Genomic DNA, 18,207 nt, shown 5'->3' on the forward strand with positions numbered 1-18,207 from the left:
CCGCAATACGGGGCCTGCGGCTTACTGACGCACCAGGAACTTGAGGTCGCTGGGCGCATCGATGGCCAGTTTTTGCACGGTTTTGCCGAGCAGACCGGTCTTGGGATCGCGCTCGACCACCACGATTTCGTTACTTTTCTGGTTGGCGATCAGCAAAAACTTGCCGCTCGGGTCCAGGCTGAATTCGCGCGGGTGGTCGCCTTCCACGGAGCGGCGCTGCAGCTCCTTGAGGTGCGCGGTGGCCGGATCGATGCTGAACACCAGCATCTGGTTGGCGGTGCCACGGTTGCTCACGTAGAGGAACTTGCCGTCACTGGACGCATGCAACGCGGCGCCGGCCTTGTCGGACACTGGTTGGCCAGCGGCGAAGTCCACCAGTTGGGTCTGGCTGAGCTTGCCGTCGGTGTAATCGAACACTGCGACTTGCGCGCTCATCTCGGTGGTCAGCCAGGCATGCTTGCCGTCGGCGCTGAACAACAGGTGCCGAGGGCCACCGCCCGGAGGCAGTTGCACCGACGCCGGATTGGCCGGGGTCAGCGGCAGTTCAGGGTTGGCCTTGGGGTCGTAACGGTAGGCAAACACCTTGTCTGCACCCAGGTCCTGCACAAACACGTACTTGCCGTCTGGCGAAGACACCACCGAATGCACATGGTTGGACGCCTGGCGCTCAGGGTTCACGCGGCTGGCCGGGTGCCCGCTCAACTGCACCGGCGCCGACAGCTTGCCATTGGCGTCCAGCGGCAGGATCGCCAGGCTGCCGCCCGGGTCTTCCAGTACCGAATAGTTGGCGACGAACAGGTAGCGGCCATCGGCGGCTACGCTGGAGTGCGTGGGCTCATTGCCCAGGCTCTGCACCTGGTTGATCAGGGTGAGCTGATGGTTCTGCGGGTCGATGCTGTAGCTGCTGACACGTCCCACCGGGTCTTTCTGGCCCGGGCCGTTCTCGTTGACCACATACAGGTGCTTCTGGTCTTTGGAGATCGTCAGCCACGACGGGTTGGCCGCCTTGGCCGCCAGCACCGGCTTGCCGCTGAACTGTCCGGTACGGCTGTCGAATTGCAGGCGGTAGATCCCTTCGCTGGTACCGGCGGTGTAGCTGCCTACCAGCAATTCGTAGGTATCCGCCGGGGCGGCTTGCACCGACATGGCACCGACACTGCCCGCCATCAGCAGGGGCCAGAATTTACGCATCATCATCCGCTTCGTCCTCGTCGTTGTTATTGTCGCCCTTGATCGCGCTCAAACAGACTAGACGGTGTTCACCGTCTTCGTTGTTCAAAAGCCAGCTCTGCAAGCTGTCGTCAAAGGTGGCGGCATTCAGTTGTTCTGGACTGAACTTCCAACGCTTGAGTTCCCGGCCATCCATGCTTTCGATCAGCAGATGCTGGTCAAACGTGAAGTCGAAGGCGTGCAGCCCGTTGATGATCAGCATGTCGCTGTCGTTGAGGGCTTTGCTCAGGTCTGGTGTTGCGTCGGTCATGATGTGAAGTCACTGCGGGGGAAAAGACACATGATAGGTCAATTCCCCCGCCGTGCCTTGCGGCAATGGTCTAAATCGATCAGTGCGCGAAGAGTGAATTGCCCTTCTGCCCCGCCAACTTCTCCGGCTTGATCAGGAACCGCGCCAGCGCCGGCAGCAGCCACAGCGCACCGAACATGTTCCACAGCAACATGAAGGTCAGCATCAGGCCCATGTCGGCCTGGAACTTGATGGCCGAGAAGATCCAGGTGCATACGCCGATCGCCAGGCACAGGCCGGTGAACAGCACGGCTTTACCGGTGGACTTGAGCGTCTGGTAGTACGCCTCTTGCAGCGGCAGACCGGCACGCAGGAAGCTTTCCAGGCGGCTGTAGATGTAGATGCCGTAGTCCACGCCAATCCCCACGCCCAACGCCACCACCGGCAAGGTTGCGACCTTGACGCCGATGCCCATGAACGCCATCAGCGCGTTGCCCAGCACCGAGGTCAGCACCAGTGGCAGCACGATGCACAGGGTGGCGGCCCAGGAACGGAAAGTGATCATGCACATGGTGGCTACACACAGGTACACCAGGATCAGGATGGTCAGTTCCGATTCCTTGATCACCTCGTTGGTGGCGGCTTCGATCCCGGCGTTACCGGCGGCCAGGATGAATTCCAGGCCGTCCTTGTTGTTTTCCTTGGCGAAGTCCTGCACCGCATGCACCGCGCGGTCGAGGGTTTCGGCCTTGTGGTCGTTGAGGAACACCAGCACCGGCGCCAGCGAACAATTGTTGTTGTACAGGCCGTCAGCCCGGGCGATGGAGTTGTTCAATACATCCGGGTTACGCGACAGGGTTTCCCATTTCAGGTTGCCCTCGTTCATGCCCTTGATCATCTGCTTGGACACAGTGACCAGCGAGATGGCCGACTGCACGCCCTCGGTGTTCTGCATCTTCCACATCAACTGGTCGATGGGTGCCATGGCCTCATAGCGTGAGCAGCCTTCGGCCTTGGTCTTGACCATCACCACCAGTACGTCGGAGCTGGTGGAGTAGTTGCTGATGATGAAGTTGTTGTCCTTGTTGTAGCGCGAGTCCGGGCGCAGTTCCGGCGCGCCTTGGTCGAGGTCGCCGATCTTGAGGTTCTGGCTGTACCAGAGGCCGCCGCCAAAGGCGACCACGGCCAGGGCGATGGAGATTGGCGCGACTTTGGGGCTGGCAAAGTTCGACAGCAGGCGCCAGAACGAGTGTTCGCGGTTGGCGTCCTTTTTGCTCTTGGCGATGGCGCGCTTGCTGATGCCCACGTAGGAAATCGCTACCGGCAGCAGGATCAGGTTGGTGAACACAATCACCGCCACACCGATGGAGGCGCCGATGGCCAGTTCGCGGATCACGCCGATATCGATGATCAGCAGCGTGATGAAGCCCACCGCGTCGGCGAGAATCGCGATCATCCCGGGCAGGAACAGCTGGCGGAATGTGCGTCGCGCCGCTGTCAGCGCGTTGTCGGCTTCACTGGATTGCAAAGCAATGCCGTTGATCTTCTGCACGCCGTGAGAAATACCAATGGCGAAGATCAGGAACGGCACCAGCATCGAATACGGATCAAGGCCGAAACCGAAGAAGTGCATCAACCCCAGTTGCCAGATCACCGCCACCAGCGTGGTGCTCAACACCGCGACGGTGCTGCGCAGGCAGTTGGTAAACCACAGCAGCAGGATCAGGGTGATGACAAACGCGACGCCGAAGAACATCACCACCATCACCAGGCCATCGATCAGGTCGCCGACCTTCTTGGCGAAACCGACGATGTGGATCTTGACGTTGGGGTTCTGCGCTTCGAACTTGTCGCGGATCTTGTCTTCCAGTTCGTGGGAGAACTTGCGGTAGTCCAAAGCGAGCAACTTGCCCTGGTCCTGCGGGTCCGGGTAGGACTCCAGCAGCGGGATATCGACGATGCTCGACTTGAAGTCGTTGGACACCAGGCGCCCGACCTGCCCGGACTTGAGCACGTTGTTGCGCAGTTGATCGAGGCTTTCCGGCGAGCCGTTGTAGCTTTGCGGGATCACTTCGCCGCCGGCAAAGCCTTCTTCGGTCACTTCGGTCCAGCGCACGCTGGGGCTCCACAGCGACTTGAGGCCCGAGCGGTCGACGCCGTTGATGTAGAACACCTCGTCGTTGATCTGACGCAGGGTCTCCATGTATTCCTTGGTGAAGATGTCGCCGTCCTTGGCCTCCACCGAGATGCGCACGGTGTTGCCCAGGTTCGCCAGGTCATTACGGTGCTCCATCATCTTCTCGATGAAGGGGTGCTTGAGGGGGATCATCTTTTCAAAGCTGGTGGACGGGCGAATCAACGTCGCCTGCCAGAACAGAAAAATACTCACCAGCAGGCAGATCACGATCACTGCCGGGCGGTTGTTGAAGATCAGGCGCTCAAGAAAGGTCGCTTTATCGTTGTGATGACTGCTCATTCTTTCCCCGCCTTCTTATTGTTTTGTCGGTTCGGCGCCGGTCGGCGTGACCACGCGAACGCCACCCTGCCCGGCCAGAATCAAGTTGCCATTGCCTGCCGCCGTGACGGACGACAGCGAAATGCGGTCCGGGCGGTTGAACACGCTGAACGTCACCCCGTCGTCATGGCTGACCACCACACTGCCGCCGTTACCGACGACGACGATGGCGCCGTCATCCAACAACGTGGCGCCCGACAGACCAAACTCCAGCGCTCCCCGCGCCGCGTTCAGTTCAACCTGCTCCCAGGTGCTGCCGAAATCCGTGGAACGGTACAAGTTGCCGCGCAAGCCATACGCCAACAGGGTTTGCGCTTGCGCCGTGCCGATCACGCCAAACAACGAGCCCTCGTAGGGGCCTTCGAGTTTTTCCCAGGTCTGGCCGTCGTCGCGGGAGCGGAACATGCTGCCCTGCTCGCCCACGATGAACAGGCCGGCGTCCTTGATGTGAGCGATGGCGTTGAGGTGGAACTGGTCTTCGTTGTTGAGGCGGTCGCTGACGTCTTCCCAGGTTTTGCCGCCGTCGGTGGTTTCGATCAACGCGCCGTAGGCACCGACCGCCAGGCCGTGGCTGGCGTCGTTGAACCAGATATCGAGTAAGGGGGCTTCGCGCTTGAGGTCTTGGTATTGCTGGGTCCAGGTGGCGCCGCCGTCGGTGCTGGCAAGGATTTGCGCATCATGGCCCACCGCCCAGCCTTGTTTGTCATCGACAAAAAACACGGCGGTGAGCAGTTGGCGGGTGGGCACTTTGGCTTGGGTCCAGGTAGCGCCCTGGTCATCGGAATAGAGGATATGCCCGCGATCACCGACCGCCACCAGGCGCTTGCCTGCGTGGACCACGTCGATCATCAGGCCTTTGGCGGCCTTGGGGGATTCAATCGCAAACACAGCTGCGGCGGGGGTATCGCTGGCGGCCTGGACGGCGGTCGGCAACGCGACGGCTCCAAACAGCGAGAGCGCTGTGGCCAGCAACGCAACCCTGCGTGCGGCGCGCGGGCGGCAAACAACCCAACCCATGACAGGCTCACTCATAGACCTTTCTCCCATTTATTATTGTTATTGCCTGCCTTCCTGGGCCGTGAAACCTGCAACCTAGAGCGCCTGGAGGAAGCTGCGGCCATCCTATCGGGCTTTGGAATCGTCTGACAATCGGCGCTACGTTATCTTTTGTTAACTGGTGGCAATTCACCCGCAGCTGAATATAGCGGCATTCGTCAGGCTGATCAGTGCACACAAATGAATTTTTATTCTATCTATTGAATTTCGGGAATTTTTATTCCATTAATAGCATTCTTGAAAACAATAATTCAAAGGACCTCGGCTATGCGTGAACTCGGAATCGGCCTGATCGGTACAGGCTTCATGGGCCGCGCCCATGCGTTGGCGTTCAACAACGCCCGGGCGGTGTTCGAACTGCCGGTAACCCTCAAGCTGGCCGCCCTGGCCGATGCCGACACCGAGCGTGCCCAGCGCTGCGCCACGGCCTGGGGGTTTGCGCAGGCCCATGGCGACTGGCAAGCCCTGGTCAACGACCCCAACGTTGACGTCGTCGCCATCACCACGCCCAACCACTTGCACTACCCCATGGCCATGGCCGCGATTGCGGCGGGCAAGGCGGTGTATTGCGAAAAACCCCTGGCCGTCAGCCTGGAACAGGCCGATGCCATGCGCCGCGCCGCCAGTGCGGCCGGGGTGGTGACGCGGGTGGGTTACAACTATCAGCACAACCCGATGATCCTGCTGGCCAGGCAGATGATTGCCCGAGGCGAACTGGGTGAGATCATCAGCTTCCAGGGCGAGTTCAGCGAAGACTTCATGGCCGACCCCGCGTCACCTTGGTCGTGGCGCTGTGAAGTGGAGCATGCCGGTGGCGCCCTCGCGGATCTGGGCAGCCACTTGCTGTCGATGGCCCGTTATTTGGTCGGGGATGTGGTGAGCGTGTGTGCCGATACCCAGACCGTGCATGCCCGCCGCCCGGCTACCAAAGGCAGCAGCGAACACAAAGCCATCGCCGTGGACGATCACGTGCACGCGCTGCTGCGCTTTGCCAATGGCGCACGTGGCACGGTGAGCAGCAGTTGGCTCAAGCACGGCTACAAGAACCACCTGAGTTTCGAGATCAGCGGCACCCTGGGTACCTTGGCGTTCGACCAGGAACGCTTGAATGAACTGCGCCTGTGCCGCGTCGGCCAAGACGGTTTCCAGCGCCTGCTCGCCGGCCCGGCCCTGCCCGGCTACGCGGCGTTCAGCCCGGCTGCGGGGCATCAGTTGGGGTACAACGAGTTGAAGACGCTGGAGGTGCAGGAGTTGATCATGGCGTTGGCGGGGCAAGGCGCGGATGGCACTGATTTTGAAGCGGCGTGGGCAGTGGAGCGGCTGGCGACGGCGATTCGTGTCGCCGCCAAAGAAGAGCGCTGGGTCAACGTGAACTCACTCTAAAACTCACCACAAAACCTCTGTGGGAGCTGGCTTGCCTGCGATGGCGGTATAACTGTTACACCGCTATCGCAGGCAAGCCAGCTCCCACATTTGGATCACCTACATTTTAAAATCAGCGCAACGCGCGGCGCAGGACTTTGCCCACGGTGGTCTTGGGCAGTTCGGTGGTGCGGAACTCAACGTATTTGGGCATCTTGTACCCCGTCAGGTATTCCCGGCAGTGGGCGAGGATTTGTTCCTGGGTCAGGTTCGGGTCCTTGCGCACCACGATGATCTTGACCTTCTCGCCGGTCACCGCATCTTCCACGCCAATCGCCGCCACTTCACCCACCCCCGGGTGCATCGCGACCACGTCTTCGATTTCATTGGGGTACACGTTGAAACCGGAGACCAGGATCATGTCCTTCTTGCGGTCGACCAGGCGGATGAACCCGCGCTCGTCCATCACCCCGATATCACCCGTGGACAACCAGCCCTCGGCATCCAGCACCTCGGCAGTGGCTTCCGGGCGTTTCCAGTAGCCTTGCATCACCTGCGGGCCACGCACTTGCAACTCGCCCTGCTCGCCAATCTCGGCCAGTTCGCCGTCTTCGCGCACAAAGCGCACCCAGGTCGACGGCAAGGGCACACCGATACTGCCGGTGAATTCCATCTCGCGCATGCGCGCAATGTTGATCGGGCTGATGCTCACCACCGGCGAGCACTCGGTGAGGCCGTAGCCTTCGATGATCGGCAACCCAGTGACTTCCTTCCAGCGCTTGGCCACCGCCGTGTGGGTGGCCATGCCGCCCGCGATCACCATGCGCAGCGCCGAAAAGTCCCGCGCACAAAACTCTTTGTTCTCCAGCAAACCGTTAAACAGCGTGTTGACCCCGGCGATGCCGTTGAAACGTTCCTTGCGCAGGATCATCTGCACGCGCTTCACATCCCGCGGGTTGGCGATGAGGATGTTGCGCCCGCCCAGGCACATGAACATCAGACAGTTCACCGTCAGGGAAAAGATGTGGTACAGCGGCAGCAAGGTGACGTTGGTTTCCTGCTGATCCTGGTCCAGTTGGTCACCGACCCAGGCCTTGGCTTGCAGCAGGTTGGCGATGATGTTGCGGTGGCTGAGCATCACCCCCTTGGCATCGCCGGTGGTGCCACCGGTGTATTGCAAAAAGGCCAGGTCATCCAGGGCCATGGCCACTGGAAAATGGTTGAGCGCCCGCCCTTCTTTCAGCACCTGATTGAAGCGCACCGAACCACGCAGGTTGAACGCCGGCACCTGCTTTTGCACCCGGCGCAGGATGAAGTTCATCGCCGCGCCCTTGAAGGTGCCCAGCAAGTCGCCTATGGCCGCCACCACCACGCGCTTGACGCTGCTGCCGGCCACGACTTTTTCCAGGGTGTGCGCGAAGTTCTCGAAAATCACCACCGTTTCGGCGCCGCTGTCCTTGAGCAAATGCTTGAGCTCATGGGCGGTGTACAACGGGTTGACGTTGACCACCACCGCACCCGCCATGATCGTGCCCAACAAGCAGATCGGGTACTGCAAGCAGTTGGGCATCATCAGTGCCACGCGGTCGCCCCTCTTCACCCCCTGCCCTTGCAGCCAGGCGGCAAAGGCAACGCCCTGCACTTTCCAGTCGGCGTAGGTCATTTCGGTGCCGATGCTGACGTAGGCCACCCGCTCGCGAAACTTCTCCAAGTGCTCCAGAAACACCTCGCGCAACGACGGGTAGTCCTCGATACCGGCATCAATGTCGGCCGGAACGCCCGGCAAGTAAGCGTTCAACCAGATCCGCTCGGTTTGTTCCAGGCTTACAGCGTTCATGGCAGTCTCCTTGTTGTTGTTTTTGATAGAGCTACTTTTCGACGATGGCGGTAATGCCCAACCCGCCGGCCGCGCAAATCGAAATCAGGCCGCGTCCGCCGCCGTTCTCGTGAATGGTCTTGGCCAAGGCGGCCAATTGCCGGCCACCGGTGGCTGCAAAAGGATGGCCGCAACCGAGCGAGCCCCCGTTGACGTTCATCTTGCTGCGCTCGATAGCGCCCAGAGGTGCGTCCAAGCCTAGACGCTCCCGGCAATAATCGGCGTCTTCCCAGGCCTTGAGCGTGCACAGCACCTGCGCGGCAAACGCTTCATGGATCTCGAAGAAATCAAAATCCGCAAAGCTCAGGCCTTCGCGCTTGAGCATGCGCGGCACCGCATAGGCCGGGGCCATCAACAGGCCTTCGGTGCCGTCAACGAAATTCACCGCCGCCGTTTCGCCCGTGCGCAGGTAGGCCAGCACCGGCCAGCCGTTCTCGGCCGCCCATTCTTCACTGGCCAGCAGCACCACCGACGCACCATCGGTCAGCGGCGTGGAGTTGCCCGCGGTGAGCGTGCCGTTCTGCCGGTCATAGGCCGGGGACAAGCCCGCGAGTTTTTCCAGGCTGGCGTCGGCACGCAGGTTGTTGTCACGGGCCAGGCCGCGATGGGGGCTGATCAAATCATCGAAGAAACCCCGAGCATAGGCAGCCGATAGACGTTGGTGGCTGGTGAGGGTCAGTTCGTCCTGGGCCAGCCGCTTGATCTGCCAGCGCTTGGCCATTTCTTCGCAGTGCTCGCCCATGGACAGGCCGGTACGTGGCTCACCGTTGCGCGGCAGCAACGGTTTGAAAAACATCCCCGGACGCACCTTCAGCAGTGCCTTCAACTTGTCGCCCATGCCCTTGGCACGGTTGGCCGACAGCAGCGTATGGCGCAGGGATTCATTGATGCCGATGGGTGCATCGGAGGTGGTGTCGGAACCGCCGGCGATACCCACGTCGATCTGGCCCAGGGCGATTTTATTGGCCACCAGCAACGCGGCTTCCAGGCCCGTGCCGCAAGCTTGCTGCACATCGTAGGCGGGCGTGTCGGGGGATAAGGTGGTCGACAGCAGCGATTCACGCGCCAGGTTGAAATCCCGCGAGTGCTTGATCACCGCACCGGCGGCAAACTCCCCCAGGCGTTGGCCGTGCAGGTTGTAGCGGTCGACCAAGCCCTGCAGGGCCGCCACCAGCAAATCCTGGTTGCTGTCGTTCGCATACACCGTGTTGGAGCGGGCAAAGGGAATACGGTTGCCGCCGATAATCGCGACGCGACGCACCGGGGCCGGGTTGAAGCTGTAGTCACTCATCGACAGGTCTCATTCCAGATAAAGAGGCCGCGCATATGGGGTTTGTCGCCGGCAAAATTGCGCACTTCGAACTCACGGCGCGGGCCCGTCACGGGTCGGCTCCAGAGCGCCACCTGGCCAGGCAGGAAGATCGGCAGCTTGAAATCGCAATGGGCCTCGGCCTGCTCCAGCCCTCCGGGGGGTTGCTGGGCGGCGAGTGCGCGGCCCAGGGTCCACATGCCATGGGCAATGGCGCGGCGAAAACCGAAGATCTTCGCGCCGATCACCGACGTATGGATCGGGTTGAAATCCCCCGACACCTTGGCAAAGCGCCGGCCCAGGTCGGCGGGCAACACCCAGCGCTGGGTGCGCAACAAACCCTCCTCCTGCAACGGCAACACGTCGTCCCACGGCTCGCCAACCGGCGCCTTGACGTCTCGGCGCAGGTACAGGCTGTCGCTTTCCCACACCAGGGCGTCGGCGCCGTAGGCACGGGTGGCGATGCTTAATGCCTGGCCCTTCGGATGGGCAACCCAACGCTCGCAATACACCTCCAGGCGCAGCGCCTGGCCTTCGTGCAGACGCTGATGCTGCCGGATACGATTGGCCAGGTGCACCATGCCGCTGGCCGGGTACGGGAAGCTCGGGCGAGTGAGCAACATCAGGTGCAGCGGGAACGCCAGCACATGGGGATAGGACAGCGGCACGCCCTGCTCGCGGCGAAACCCGCAGGCGCGGCCATAGGCCGCTATCCCGCTGGCCGACAGCTCCACCGCCGAACGCACCAGGCGTTCCCTGGGCAACACCGGTGCGCCGTCGAGTTTGGGCTTGCGCAGCGCACGTACGCCATCAAGCAGCAAGCGTGTACGCGACGGCGGTGGGTCGATGATCTGGGTCACGTAGTCCATGGCTCAGGCTCCCAGCAGGCTTTGGCCACACACGCGTACGACTTGACCATTGACCCCGCCGGACGCCGGGTGCGCCAACCAGGCGATGGTCTCGGCCACGTCGATTGGCTGGCCGCCCTGGGACAGCGAGTTCATGCGCCGCCCCGCTTCGCGGATCATCAGCGGGATCTTCGCGGTCATCTGGGTCTCGATGAACCCGGGCGCCACCGCGTTGACCGTCACCTGCTGCGCGGCCGCCTTTGGCGCCAGGCCTTGCACCAGGCCAATCACGCCGGCCTTGGAGGTGGCGTAGTTGCTTTGCCCCAGGTTGCCGGCGATACCGGAAATCGACGACACGCACACGATGCGCCCACCCGGGTTCAGCCCCTGGCTGTCCAGCAAGGCGTTGCTCAACTGCAGCGGCGCTTCCAGGTTCACCGCCAGCACGCTGCGCCAGGCCGCTTCGGTCATTTTGGCGATGGTCTTGTCACGGGTGATGCCCGCGTTGTGCACCACCACGTCAAACGCGCCGTATTGGCTTACATGGGCTTGCAGCAGCGAAGCCGCGTCGGCGGCGGTGATGTCCAGCGGCAACGCCGAACCGCCGACACTGCTGGCCGCCTGCTGCAAGGCCTCCTGGGCTTGGGGCACGTCCACGCACACGACATGGGCGCCATCACGCGCCAGCACCTGGGCGATGGCCAAACCGATGCCACGGGACGCGCCGGTGACCAAGGCACGGCGACCGACAAAGGGTTTATCCCAGTTGATCGCGCTGTTGCCGTCCACGGCTTTTTCCAGGCGCACCACTTGCCCGGACACGTAGGCCGAGCGGCGCGACAGGAAGAAGCGCAGGCTGCTGTCCAGCGCGGCTTCGGCGCCCGGCGCCACGTAGATCAATTGCACGGTGATCGCCCGGCGCAGTTCCTTGGCCAACGACCGCACCAAGCCTTCCAGGGCGCGCTGTGCGATGGCTTGGGGCAAATCCTTGCACTGCTCCGGCGTCGTGCCGAGCACCACCACACGGCCATGGTGGCCAATGCGCATGGCGTTGGCGTGGAAGAACACGTAGAGCTCGTCGAGTTGCTGCAAATCGGTGACGCCACTGGCATCGAACACCGCGCCCTGCACCTTGACCGTGGACGGCGCCTTCAAAGTCGCCGGGGTAGCGGCCACGGTATCGGTGGCCTTGAACACCTGTTGCACCTGATCCATCAGGCGCCCTGCCCCGGAGATGATCACCGGGTTGACCAGCCCTTGCTGGCCACTGCGATGGCGCTGCAGCGGCAGCGGTTGCGGCAGGCCGACGGCCTTGGCCAGGCGTCGGCCCCAGGGGGAATTGACGAAGGAAAGGTAGCTGTCACTCATAAAGACATTCACTCACAACGCATGCTGACCATGTAAACCCGGTCCCCTGTGGGAGCTGGCTTGCCTGCGAAAGCATCACCTGGGTGTGACTGACACACCGAGTTGTCTGCATCGCAGGCAAGCCAGCTCCCACAGTGACCGTGTTCATTCAGTACCACTCAATTGACCGAGGCATTTTCGCTCTGGCTGTTGCGACGTTTCACCGCCGGCTCCAAGGCTTGCTTGCGCTGCTGCAACGCTTCCAGCAAACCGAAATCCTGCGGGAAGTCGTCGACCTGGATGCCATGGTCGGCGTACTCCACGTAGCGCCCCAGCAAGGCGTCTTCGTCGTCGCTGATCAAGTCCAGCGCCCGCGCCTTGACGCGCCAGGCGGTAAACGCGGTGGTGGAAATCGGCATCGGCTCGATCAAGCCCTGCTTCACGGCAGGCTTGAGGCGCGCGTCGATCAGCTCTACCTGCGGCAACAGGCGGAAACCCAGTTCGCCGTAAGCCAGCTTGTCGATTTCCGGACGCGGGATGTAGGAATTGGCCAGCAGGCGGTCGCGGGTCTCGCCCGGGGTCTGGACCACGTCCGCCACCTGGGCCAGCAAGCGGTCCGACGGTTTGCGCAGTGGAATGCCCAGTGGGAAGCTCAAGCCGCGCACCACCGCTGCTGCGGCTTTCGAAGGGTAGTTGTCGAGCACTTCGGCCAAGGCTTCATGGGCACGCAACAGCGCATCCTGGGCCGACCAGTGCACCAGCGGCAGGTCGGCCTGGGGCCGGCCGTCATCTTCAAAGCGCTTGAGCACGCAGGACACTATGTACAGCTGCGACAGAATATCCCCCAGCCGCCCGGTGATACTTTCCTTGCGCTTGAGGGCACCACCCAGCACGCCCATGGACACGTCCGAGATCAACGCCAGTACCACCGACAGCCGATTGGCCTGACGGTAGTAGGACGCCAGCGCCGGGTCGGTCTTGGCCGGCGCCGAAATCAGCCGCCCACCGGTCAGCGAATGCACCGCAGCGCGGACGGTATTGGCCAGCACAAAGCTCACGTGGCCGAACATCGCGCTGTCGAAGGCTTCCAGCGCCTTGCGCCGATCCGGGTTACGCGCCGCTTCCATTTCGCGGAACACATAGGGATGGCAGCGAATCAGGCCCTGGCCAAAGATGATCAGGCAGCGGGTCATGATGTTTGCGCCCTCCACCGTGATCGCGATGGGGCTTTGCTGATAGGCACGGGCCAGGAAGTTGTTGGGCCCCATGCAAATGCCTTTGCCGGCAACGATGTCCATGCCGTCATTGACGATGATGCGTGCGCGTTCGGTGACGTGGTACTTGGCAATCGCCGAGATCACCGACGGTTTTTCACCGGCATCCAGAGACGCCACCGACACCTTGCGCACCGCATCGCAGGCGTACAAATGCCCGGCCATGCGCGCCAGCGGCGCCTGTACCCCTTCGAACTTGCCGATGGGCAGGCCGAACTGCTTACGCATCGCTGCGTAGGCCGTGGTCCCGCGTACCGCCACCTTGCCCAGGCCGACGTTGGCCGATGGCAGGGAAATCGCACGGCCGGCCGCCAGACATTCCATCAGCATGCGCCAGCCATTCCCCACCTGTTCGCGGCCGCCGATCACCCATTCCAACGGAATGAACACATCCTTGCCGGTGGTCGGGCCGTTCTGGAACACCGCGTTGAGTGGCCAATGACGACGGCCGCTGTTGACGCCCGGATGGGACGTTGGAATCAGCGCGCAGGTGATGCCAAGCGAACCGGGTGCGCCAAGCAAACCGTCCGGATCTTCGGCACGGAACGCCAAGCCAAGCACCGTGGCAATCGGGCCGAGGGTGATGTAGCGCTTGTCCCAGGTCACCTTGAAGCCCAGCACTTCTTCGCCTTCGTGGGTACCTTTGCAGACGATGCCCAGGTCCGGGATCGCACCCGCATCGGAGCCGGCATATGGGCTGGTCAACGCAAAGCATGGGATGTCTTCACCCCGGGCCAGGCGCGGCAAGTAATAGTTACGCTGGGCATCGGTGCCGTAGTGCAACAGCAACTCGGCCGGGCCCAGGGAGTTGGGCACCATCACCGAAATCGCCGCCGCCGAGCAGCGCGTCGACAGCTTCATCACCACTTGCGAGTGCGCGTAGTGGGAGAAGCCTTTGCCGCCGTATTGCTTGGGAATGATCATGCCGAGGAAGCCGGCGTCCTTGGTGTATTGCCAGCCTTCGGGCGACATGTCCTGCCAGACTTGGGTGGTTTCCCAGTCGTTGGCGATGTCGCACAGGGTTTCCACTTCATTGTCGAGGAAGGCTTGCTCTTCGGCGCTGAGGCTGGCCGGTGCGGCCTGGAGCAAACGCTGCCAGTCGGGCTTGCCGCTGAACAGCTCGGCGTCCCACCACACGGTGCCGGATTCGATGGCCGCGCGTTCAGTGTCGGACATCGCCGGCATGATGGTGCGAAACAGGCCCAGGGCCCTGCTCGTCAACAACGCACGGCGCAAGGGCTTGATGGCCATCAACAAGGCCGGTGCGATGACCAGCACCGCAGTAACGGTGATGCCGAGGGTGGCGATCACATTGAACAGATAGCCCACCGCCAGCCAGATCAGGCCAGCACCCAGCCACAGGGTGGCGGCAGCTTGTCGATACGCCAGGGCAATCGCGGCTGCGAAACCCACCAATAACCAGATAACCATGGGGATACCTCTACTCGATTCAGGGTACGGCCAATGCGCAGGCAGGTCGAAATGCGCTGCGACGTAAAGCCACACTACAAACTTGGAAAGCTAAATTCAAATTTTGTTTTGAAATTTTTATTTAATGCGCAGACAAAAAATTGGGCCGAACTGGTCAGCCTTGCTCATTACGTTGAAAAGGAGAATGACGGGGCGCGGAGCGCCCCGTCGGCGCAGGTAAACGCGGATAAAAGCGCCAAGATGCGCTTAGCGCTTCATCCTCGATAGTGCGTTATTGGTTCAGAACGCGTAGGTCGCCGAAACAGCCACCACATCCCCCGACGACTCAGCTTTGCCGTTCAGGCTGGCGGCACCGAGCCGATCCACGTTCTTGGTTTTCAGGTTGACCTCCTGCACAAATTGGTGGGAGTACGCGAGATCGAGCGACAAGCCAGGAATGGCCTTGACCTCATAACCTGCACCCAGCGACAGGAAGTAGCGATCACCGTCCGGAATCCGTGGATCCCGGGTGGAGTTACGGGTTGGCGTCTGGTCGGAAGCGACACCGGCTCGCAACGTCAACTCGTCGGTGGCCTTGAAGTCGCCGCCCACCGAATACATCCAGGAATCGCGATAGTTGTAGGGAATGGAGACGATCTGAATATCACCGGACTTGAGCGTCAGGTCTTTGAAGGATGACCATTGAGTCCACACAGCACTGACACCGAGTGTGAAACGGTCATTGAATTGGTGGACCCAGTCAAAGGCCGCAGTGGCCGGGATATCCAATTGGGTGCTGGCATGTGCTCCGTCCGGGAACAGTTTCAGTCCAGGGTAGGCTTCTTCTACAAGGGTCCCGCTGCCACCGAATGGGCTGGGCTGAGTCATCAGGTTGTAGGAGAACTGATCGGCACGGATGTTGTACTTGCCGGTCATTTTGTTTTTGATCTTGGCGTGGTAGTTGAGGCCAAGACTGTCTTGCGCGGTCGGTTTCCAGACGACACCGGTAAACCAGCCCGTGGAGATATTGTCGACCTTGACCCGCATCAGCGCGCCACCCACCCCCGATGGGAAATCGATGCTCCCCAGCAGCGGCGATTGCGAGTTGGACGCGGCAGACAGCAAATCGATGTTCTGGCTGACAAAGCCCTTACTGTGCTGAACGATGATCCCGCCACCAATGGAGAAGTCGTCGCGGACCTTGAACGAAAGCGACCCTGTCAGCCCCACTGTTTCAATTTTGGTATCGACGGCAAAATCCCGCAGCTTGGAATCTTCATTCCAGGTTGAGCGCATGCCCTGCGGTACTACCTGCGACAAGCCGAAAGCAAACCTGTCGCCCAGTGGCATCACCATGAACCCCGTCGGCAACCACGCCGTGAAGCCACCTTGGCCGCCGTCGTTGTTGTTGGCACTGCGGTTACCCGGATCGAAACTCCCATCGGGCGCTACCGGTGTATTGGTAATCGGCTGCCCGAGATAATCGTTCGCCTCGCCTTTGTACTTGATTTTGATACGGGCATAGTCGACCGTAAATTGCGCCACATTGTGCTCTACGAATGCCATCGCTGCCGGGTTGTTGTACGCCGAACTGGGATCATTCTTGAACAGCGAACCACCACCAAAGGCGCGCCCCCAGCCCGGGGCGCCATAGGTCGGCGTGGAAAAACCACCGGCCTGGACCGGCGCGGCAATCATCACCCCCCCCATTAATGCCAAGCCCAGCAGAACCTGTACCTGTTGTTTTTTATTATTCATGCGGCACTCCTTATTGTTATCTCACTGAACCGGCCCCAGCCGGCTCGTCTTGCGACTTGGCTTGCCTTTTAAAAGGCAAAAACACTCCTTACCGTGCGACACGCACCTCAAGGAACAATGATGATGTTGGGAATATGAGCACTCAGCGAAACCACCGTGCAAAAGCCGGAAAGCGGCTGGTTCGCTGCAGAGAGCTCAACGCCGCCTGCGCCATTGGCCAACACACCGACAATCGATGAAGGGCCGCAATTCGTAGCAGGAAGAGAACTGGCCGCAATGGTGTAACCCACGTTAGCCAGGCCTCCGGTGCCACCCGATGAAGCGGGAGGCGTCAGCACCCAAGGCAAGTTATTCAGGGTTGGCAGCCTGCACAAAGCATTGCTGCCCGAAAGGGTTGCGCTGAGAACGTCGGCAGCTGAACCATCACCGCGCACCAGGCCGGACAATTGAATATTGCAGGTAATCGGCGCACCAAACGTACTGGGCGATTTGATCGTAACGGTGCCGCCCGGACTGGAGGTAAATGCCACTCCCCCAGGGCTGAAAACTCCAGCATGGGCCATCGATGCAGTACCGAAGCACAGCGCCAATGAGCCGATAAAAACGAAGGCATTCAAGCGCTTCATTATTCCTTCCTCACATTCATGGCGATTCATTTCGCCAGGAGCCTCAGCTCGTAGGCCCAACCTATCTGCCGTAAACAGGCGCCTCATCAGAGGCGCCTGCCCTGCAACGGGTGATCAGCCCTTTTTACGGAGTACGTCTATCAAGGAACGATGCTGACGCCTGGAGCGGTGACACTCAGGGTCACCACGGTGCAGCTACCCGAGAGCGGTTGGTTGGTAGCGCTCAGTGCTGCGCCACCGGTCACGTTGGACAGCGCCACGGCAATAGTGGATGGACCGCAGTTGGTGGCAGGGATCAGTGGCGGAATGGCTGCAATGGTGTAACCCACATTGGTCACGGTGCCGGCTGGCGACAGCACCCATGGCAGGTTGGTCAGGTGAGGCAGGGAGCAGAGTTGGTTAGAGCCGCTGACAGTAGCAGCAGTAATATCTGCCGCCGAACCATCGGCACGCACTTTACCGGTGAACGAGATATTACAAGTTACCGCTGCACCAAATGAAGAAGGTGACTTGACTGTAATCGTGCCACCCGAGTTAGTCGTGAACGACTGGTTAGCGGGGCTGAAAGTTTGTGCTGAGGCCATGGAAGCAGCGCCCATGCAAACAGCCAAAGCAGTCAACGACACGAGAGTTTTCAAGCTTTTCATTGTTTTTCCTCACATGTTATGGCGAATTCATTTCGCCAGGGGTAATGGCCATGATCGAGAGGTCACGGTGAAACTGCAGAACTTCCCTTTCCAGCCAAATCTCAATTCAATTACCGCTTACAACAGTCGGACAGTCTTATTCGACAACTTTGAAGTTAGGCGGCATCTTGATCGACACCGTCTTGATCTTGCAGTCTTCGCCAATCGGTACATTGGCGGCTTCCAATTTGCCGGTGGCGTTATCCCACGTACCGTCGGCCGTAGAAGGACCGCACTTGCCGCCCAGGCCGAAGGCGTGAACATCTACGCTGATCTTCGACATGGAGCCGCTCTTGGTATCTTTGGCTACTAATATCCACGGCAAGTTGGTGGCTTCGACCCGGCTGCACTTGAGGCCTCCGTCGAATTCAACTTTGTCGACATTGACCGATGAGCCATCGGCCGCCACTTTGCCGGCCACCTTGATGGTGCAGTCGGCGCTGATCAGGGCGCCCTTGGAAAAGCTGATCGGCCCCTGGGCCGTGAAGGCACTGCCGGCCGGTTCGATACGGGCAGCCTGGGCCTGGTGGTAAACGATCAGGCCCAGGGCGGCCAATACAATGTGCGTGGTGAACTTGGCAGGGTTTTGCATGGTGTACGTCCTTCCCTTGAAATTATTGTTGTAGGGTCAAACAACTTTTTGCCACGAAACCGGTAAAGCTTGGGCGTAGAGGACCTGCG

14 protein-coding genes are annotated in these 18,207 nt (G+C 60.9%); 1 reads left to right on the plus strand and 13 read right to left on the minus strand.

From position 1 onward, the window contains the following. Nucleotides 1-21: 21 nt before the first annotated feature. The 4 genes from AC07OV_RS18305 to AC07OV_RS18320 all read right to left on the minus strand — a co-directional run bounded on the left by AC07OV_RS18305 (nt 22) and on the right by AC07OV_RS18320 (nt 4,991). Nucleotides 22-1,197, minus strand: coding sequence for a lactonase family protein (locus AC07OV_RS18305; protein ID WP_495092719.1), 1,176 nt, complete (start codon nt 1,195-1,197; stop codon nt 22-24). Next, nucleotides 1,184-1,480, minus strand: coding sequence for a DUF5629 family protein (locus AC07OV_RS18310; RefSeq protein ID WP_176995780.1), 297 nt, complete (start codon nt 1,478-1,480; stop codon nt 1,184-1,186). The genes AC07OV_RS18305 and AC07OV_RS18310 overlap by 14 nt, the downstream gene beginning before the upstream one ends. Before the next feature lie 79 nt (nt 1,481-1,559). Continuing rightward, nucleotides 1,560-3,935, minus strand: a complete 2,376-nt coding sequence (locus AC07OV_RS18315; protein WP_176995779.1) for an efflux RND transporter permease subunit — start codon at nt 3,933-3,935, stop codon at nt 1,560-1,562. A 15-nt stretch (nt 3,936-3,950) separates the two neighbouring features. Continuing rightward, nucleotides 3,951-4,991 carry a WD40/YVTN/BNR-like repeat-containing protein gene (locus AC07OV_RS18320; protein WP_495092741.1) on the minus strand — a complete coding sequence of 347 codons (1,041 nt, stop codon included), beginning with the start codon at nt 4,989-4,991 and terminating at the stop codon, nt 3,951-3,953. Nucleotides 4,992-5,297: 306 nt separating this feature from the next. Here AC07OV_RS18320 and AC07OV_RS18325 point away from each other — a divergent pair, with 306 nt between their 5' ends. Further along, a complete protein-coding gene (locus AC07OV_RS18325; protein WP_494998055.1) occupies nt 5,298-6,413 on the plus strand; it encodes a Gfo/Idh/MocA family protein in 1,116 nt (371 codons plus the stop codon). 112 nt (nt 6,414-6,525) lie between these two features. On the opposite strand, the gene AC07OV_RS18330 is transcribed toward AC07OV_RS18325, so the two are convergent. The 9 genes from AC07OV_RS18330 to praA all read right to left on the minus strand — a co-directional run bounded on the left by AC07OV_RS18330 (nt 6,526) and on the right by praA (nt 18,118). Then, on the minus strand, nt 6,526-8,229 hold the full coding sequence (locus tag AC07OV_RS18330; protein WP_495092720.1) for an AMP-binding protein: 1,704 nt from the start codon (nt 8,227-8,229) through the stop codon (nt 6,526-6,528). A 31-nt stretch (nt 8,230-8,260) separates the two neighbouring features. After that, nucleotides 8,261-9,559, minus strand: coding sequence for an acetyl-CoA C-acetyltransferase (locus tag AC07OV_RS18335; RefSeq protein ID WP_495092721.1), 1,299 nt, complete (start codon nt 9,557-9,559; stop codon nt 8,261-8,263). Then, nucleotides 9,556-10,446 (minus strand): MaoC/PaaZ C-terminal domain-containing protein, encoded by an 891-nt coding sequence (locus AC07OV_RS18340; protein WP_494998058.1) that lies wholly within the window; start codon nt 10,444-10,446, stop codon nt 9,556-9,558. Before AC07OV_RS18340 ends, AC07OV_RS18335 begins: the two co-directional genes overlap by 4 nt. Before the next feature lie 3 nt (nt 10,447-10,449). Further along, a complete protein-coding gene (locus tag AC07OV_RS18345; protein WP_495092722.1) occupies nt 10,450-11,793 on the minus strand; it encodes a 3-oxoacyl-ACP reductase in 1,344 nt (447 codons plus the stop codon). 158 nt (nt 11,794-11,951) lie between these two features. After that, nucleotides 11,952-14,477 carry an acyl-CoA dehydrogenase gene (locus AC07OV_RS18350; protein ID WP_494998060.1) on the minus strand — a complete coding sequence of 842 codons (2,526 nt, stop codon included), beginning with the start codon at nt 14,475-14,477 and terminating at the stop codon, nt 11,952-11,954. Nucleotides 14,478-14,756: 279 nt separating this feature from the next. Continuing rightward, nucleotides 14,757-16,214 carry an outer membrane protein transport protein gene (locus AC07OV_RS18355; RefSeq protein WP_495092723.1) on the minus strand — a complete coding sequence of 486 codons (1,458 nt, stop codon included), beginning with the start codon at nt 16,212-16,214 and terminating at the stop codon, nt 14,757-14,759. Nucleotides 16,215-16,321: 107 nt separating this feature from the next. Continuing rightward, complete coding sequence (praB, locus tag AC07OV_RS18360; protein WP_494998062.1) at nt 16,322-16,840, minus strand: alkane oxidation protein activator PraB; 519 nt, start codon at nt 16,838-16,840, stop codon at nt 16,322-16,324. 140 nt (nt 16,841-16,980) lie between these two features. Then, nucleotides 16,981-17,487: an alkane oxidation protein activator PraB gene (gene praB, locus AC07OV_RS18365; protein ID WP_495092724.1), complete on the minus strand. Its 507-nt coding sequence runs from the start codon at nt 17,485-17,487 to the stop codon at nt 16,981-16,983. 136 nt (nt 17,488-17,623) lie between these two features. Then, complete coding sequence (gene praA / locus AC07OV_RS18370; RefSeq protein WP_176995769.1) at nt 17,624-18,118, minus strand: alkane oxidation protein activator PraA; 495 nt, start codon at nt 18,116-18,118, stop codon at nt 17,624-17,626. Between the last annotated feature and the right edge of the window lie 89 nt (nt 18,119-18,207).

The organism is Pseudomonas sp. GW821-FHT09A09 (assembly GCF_059418405.1).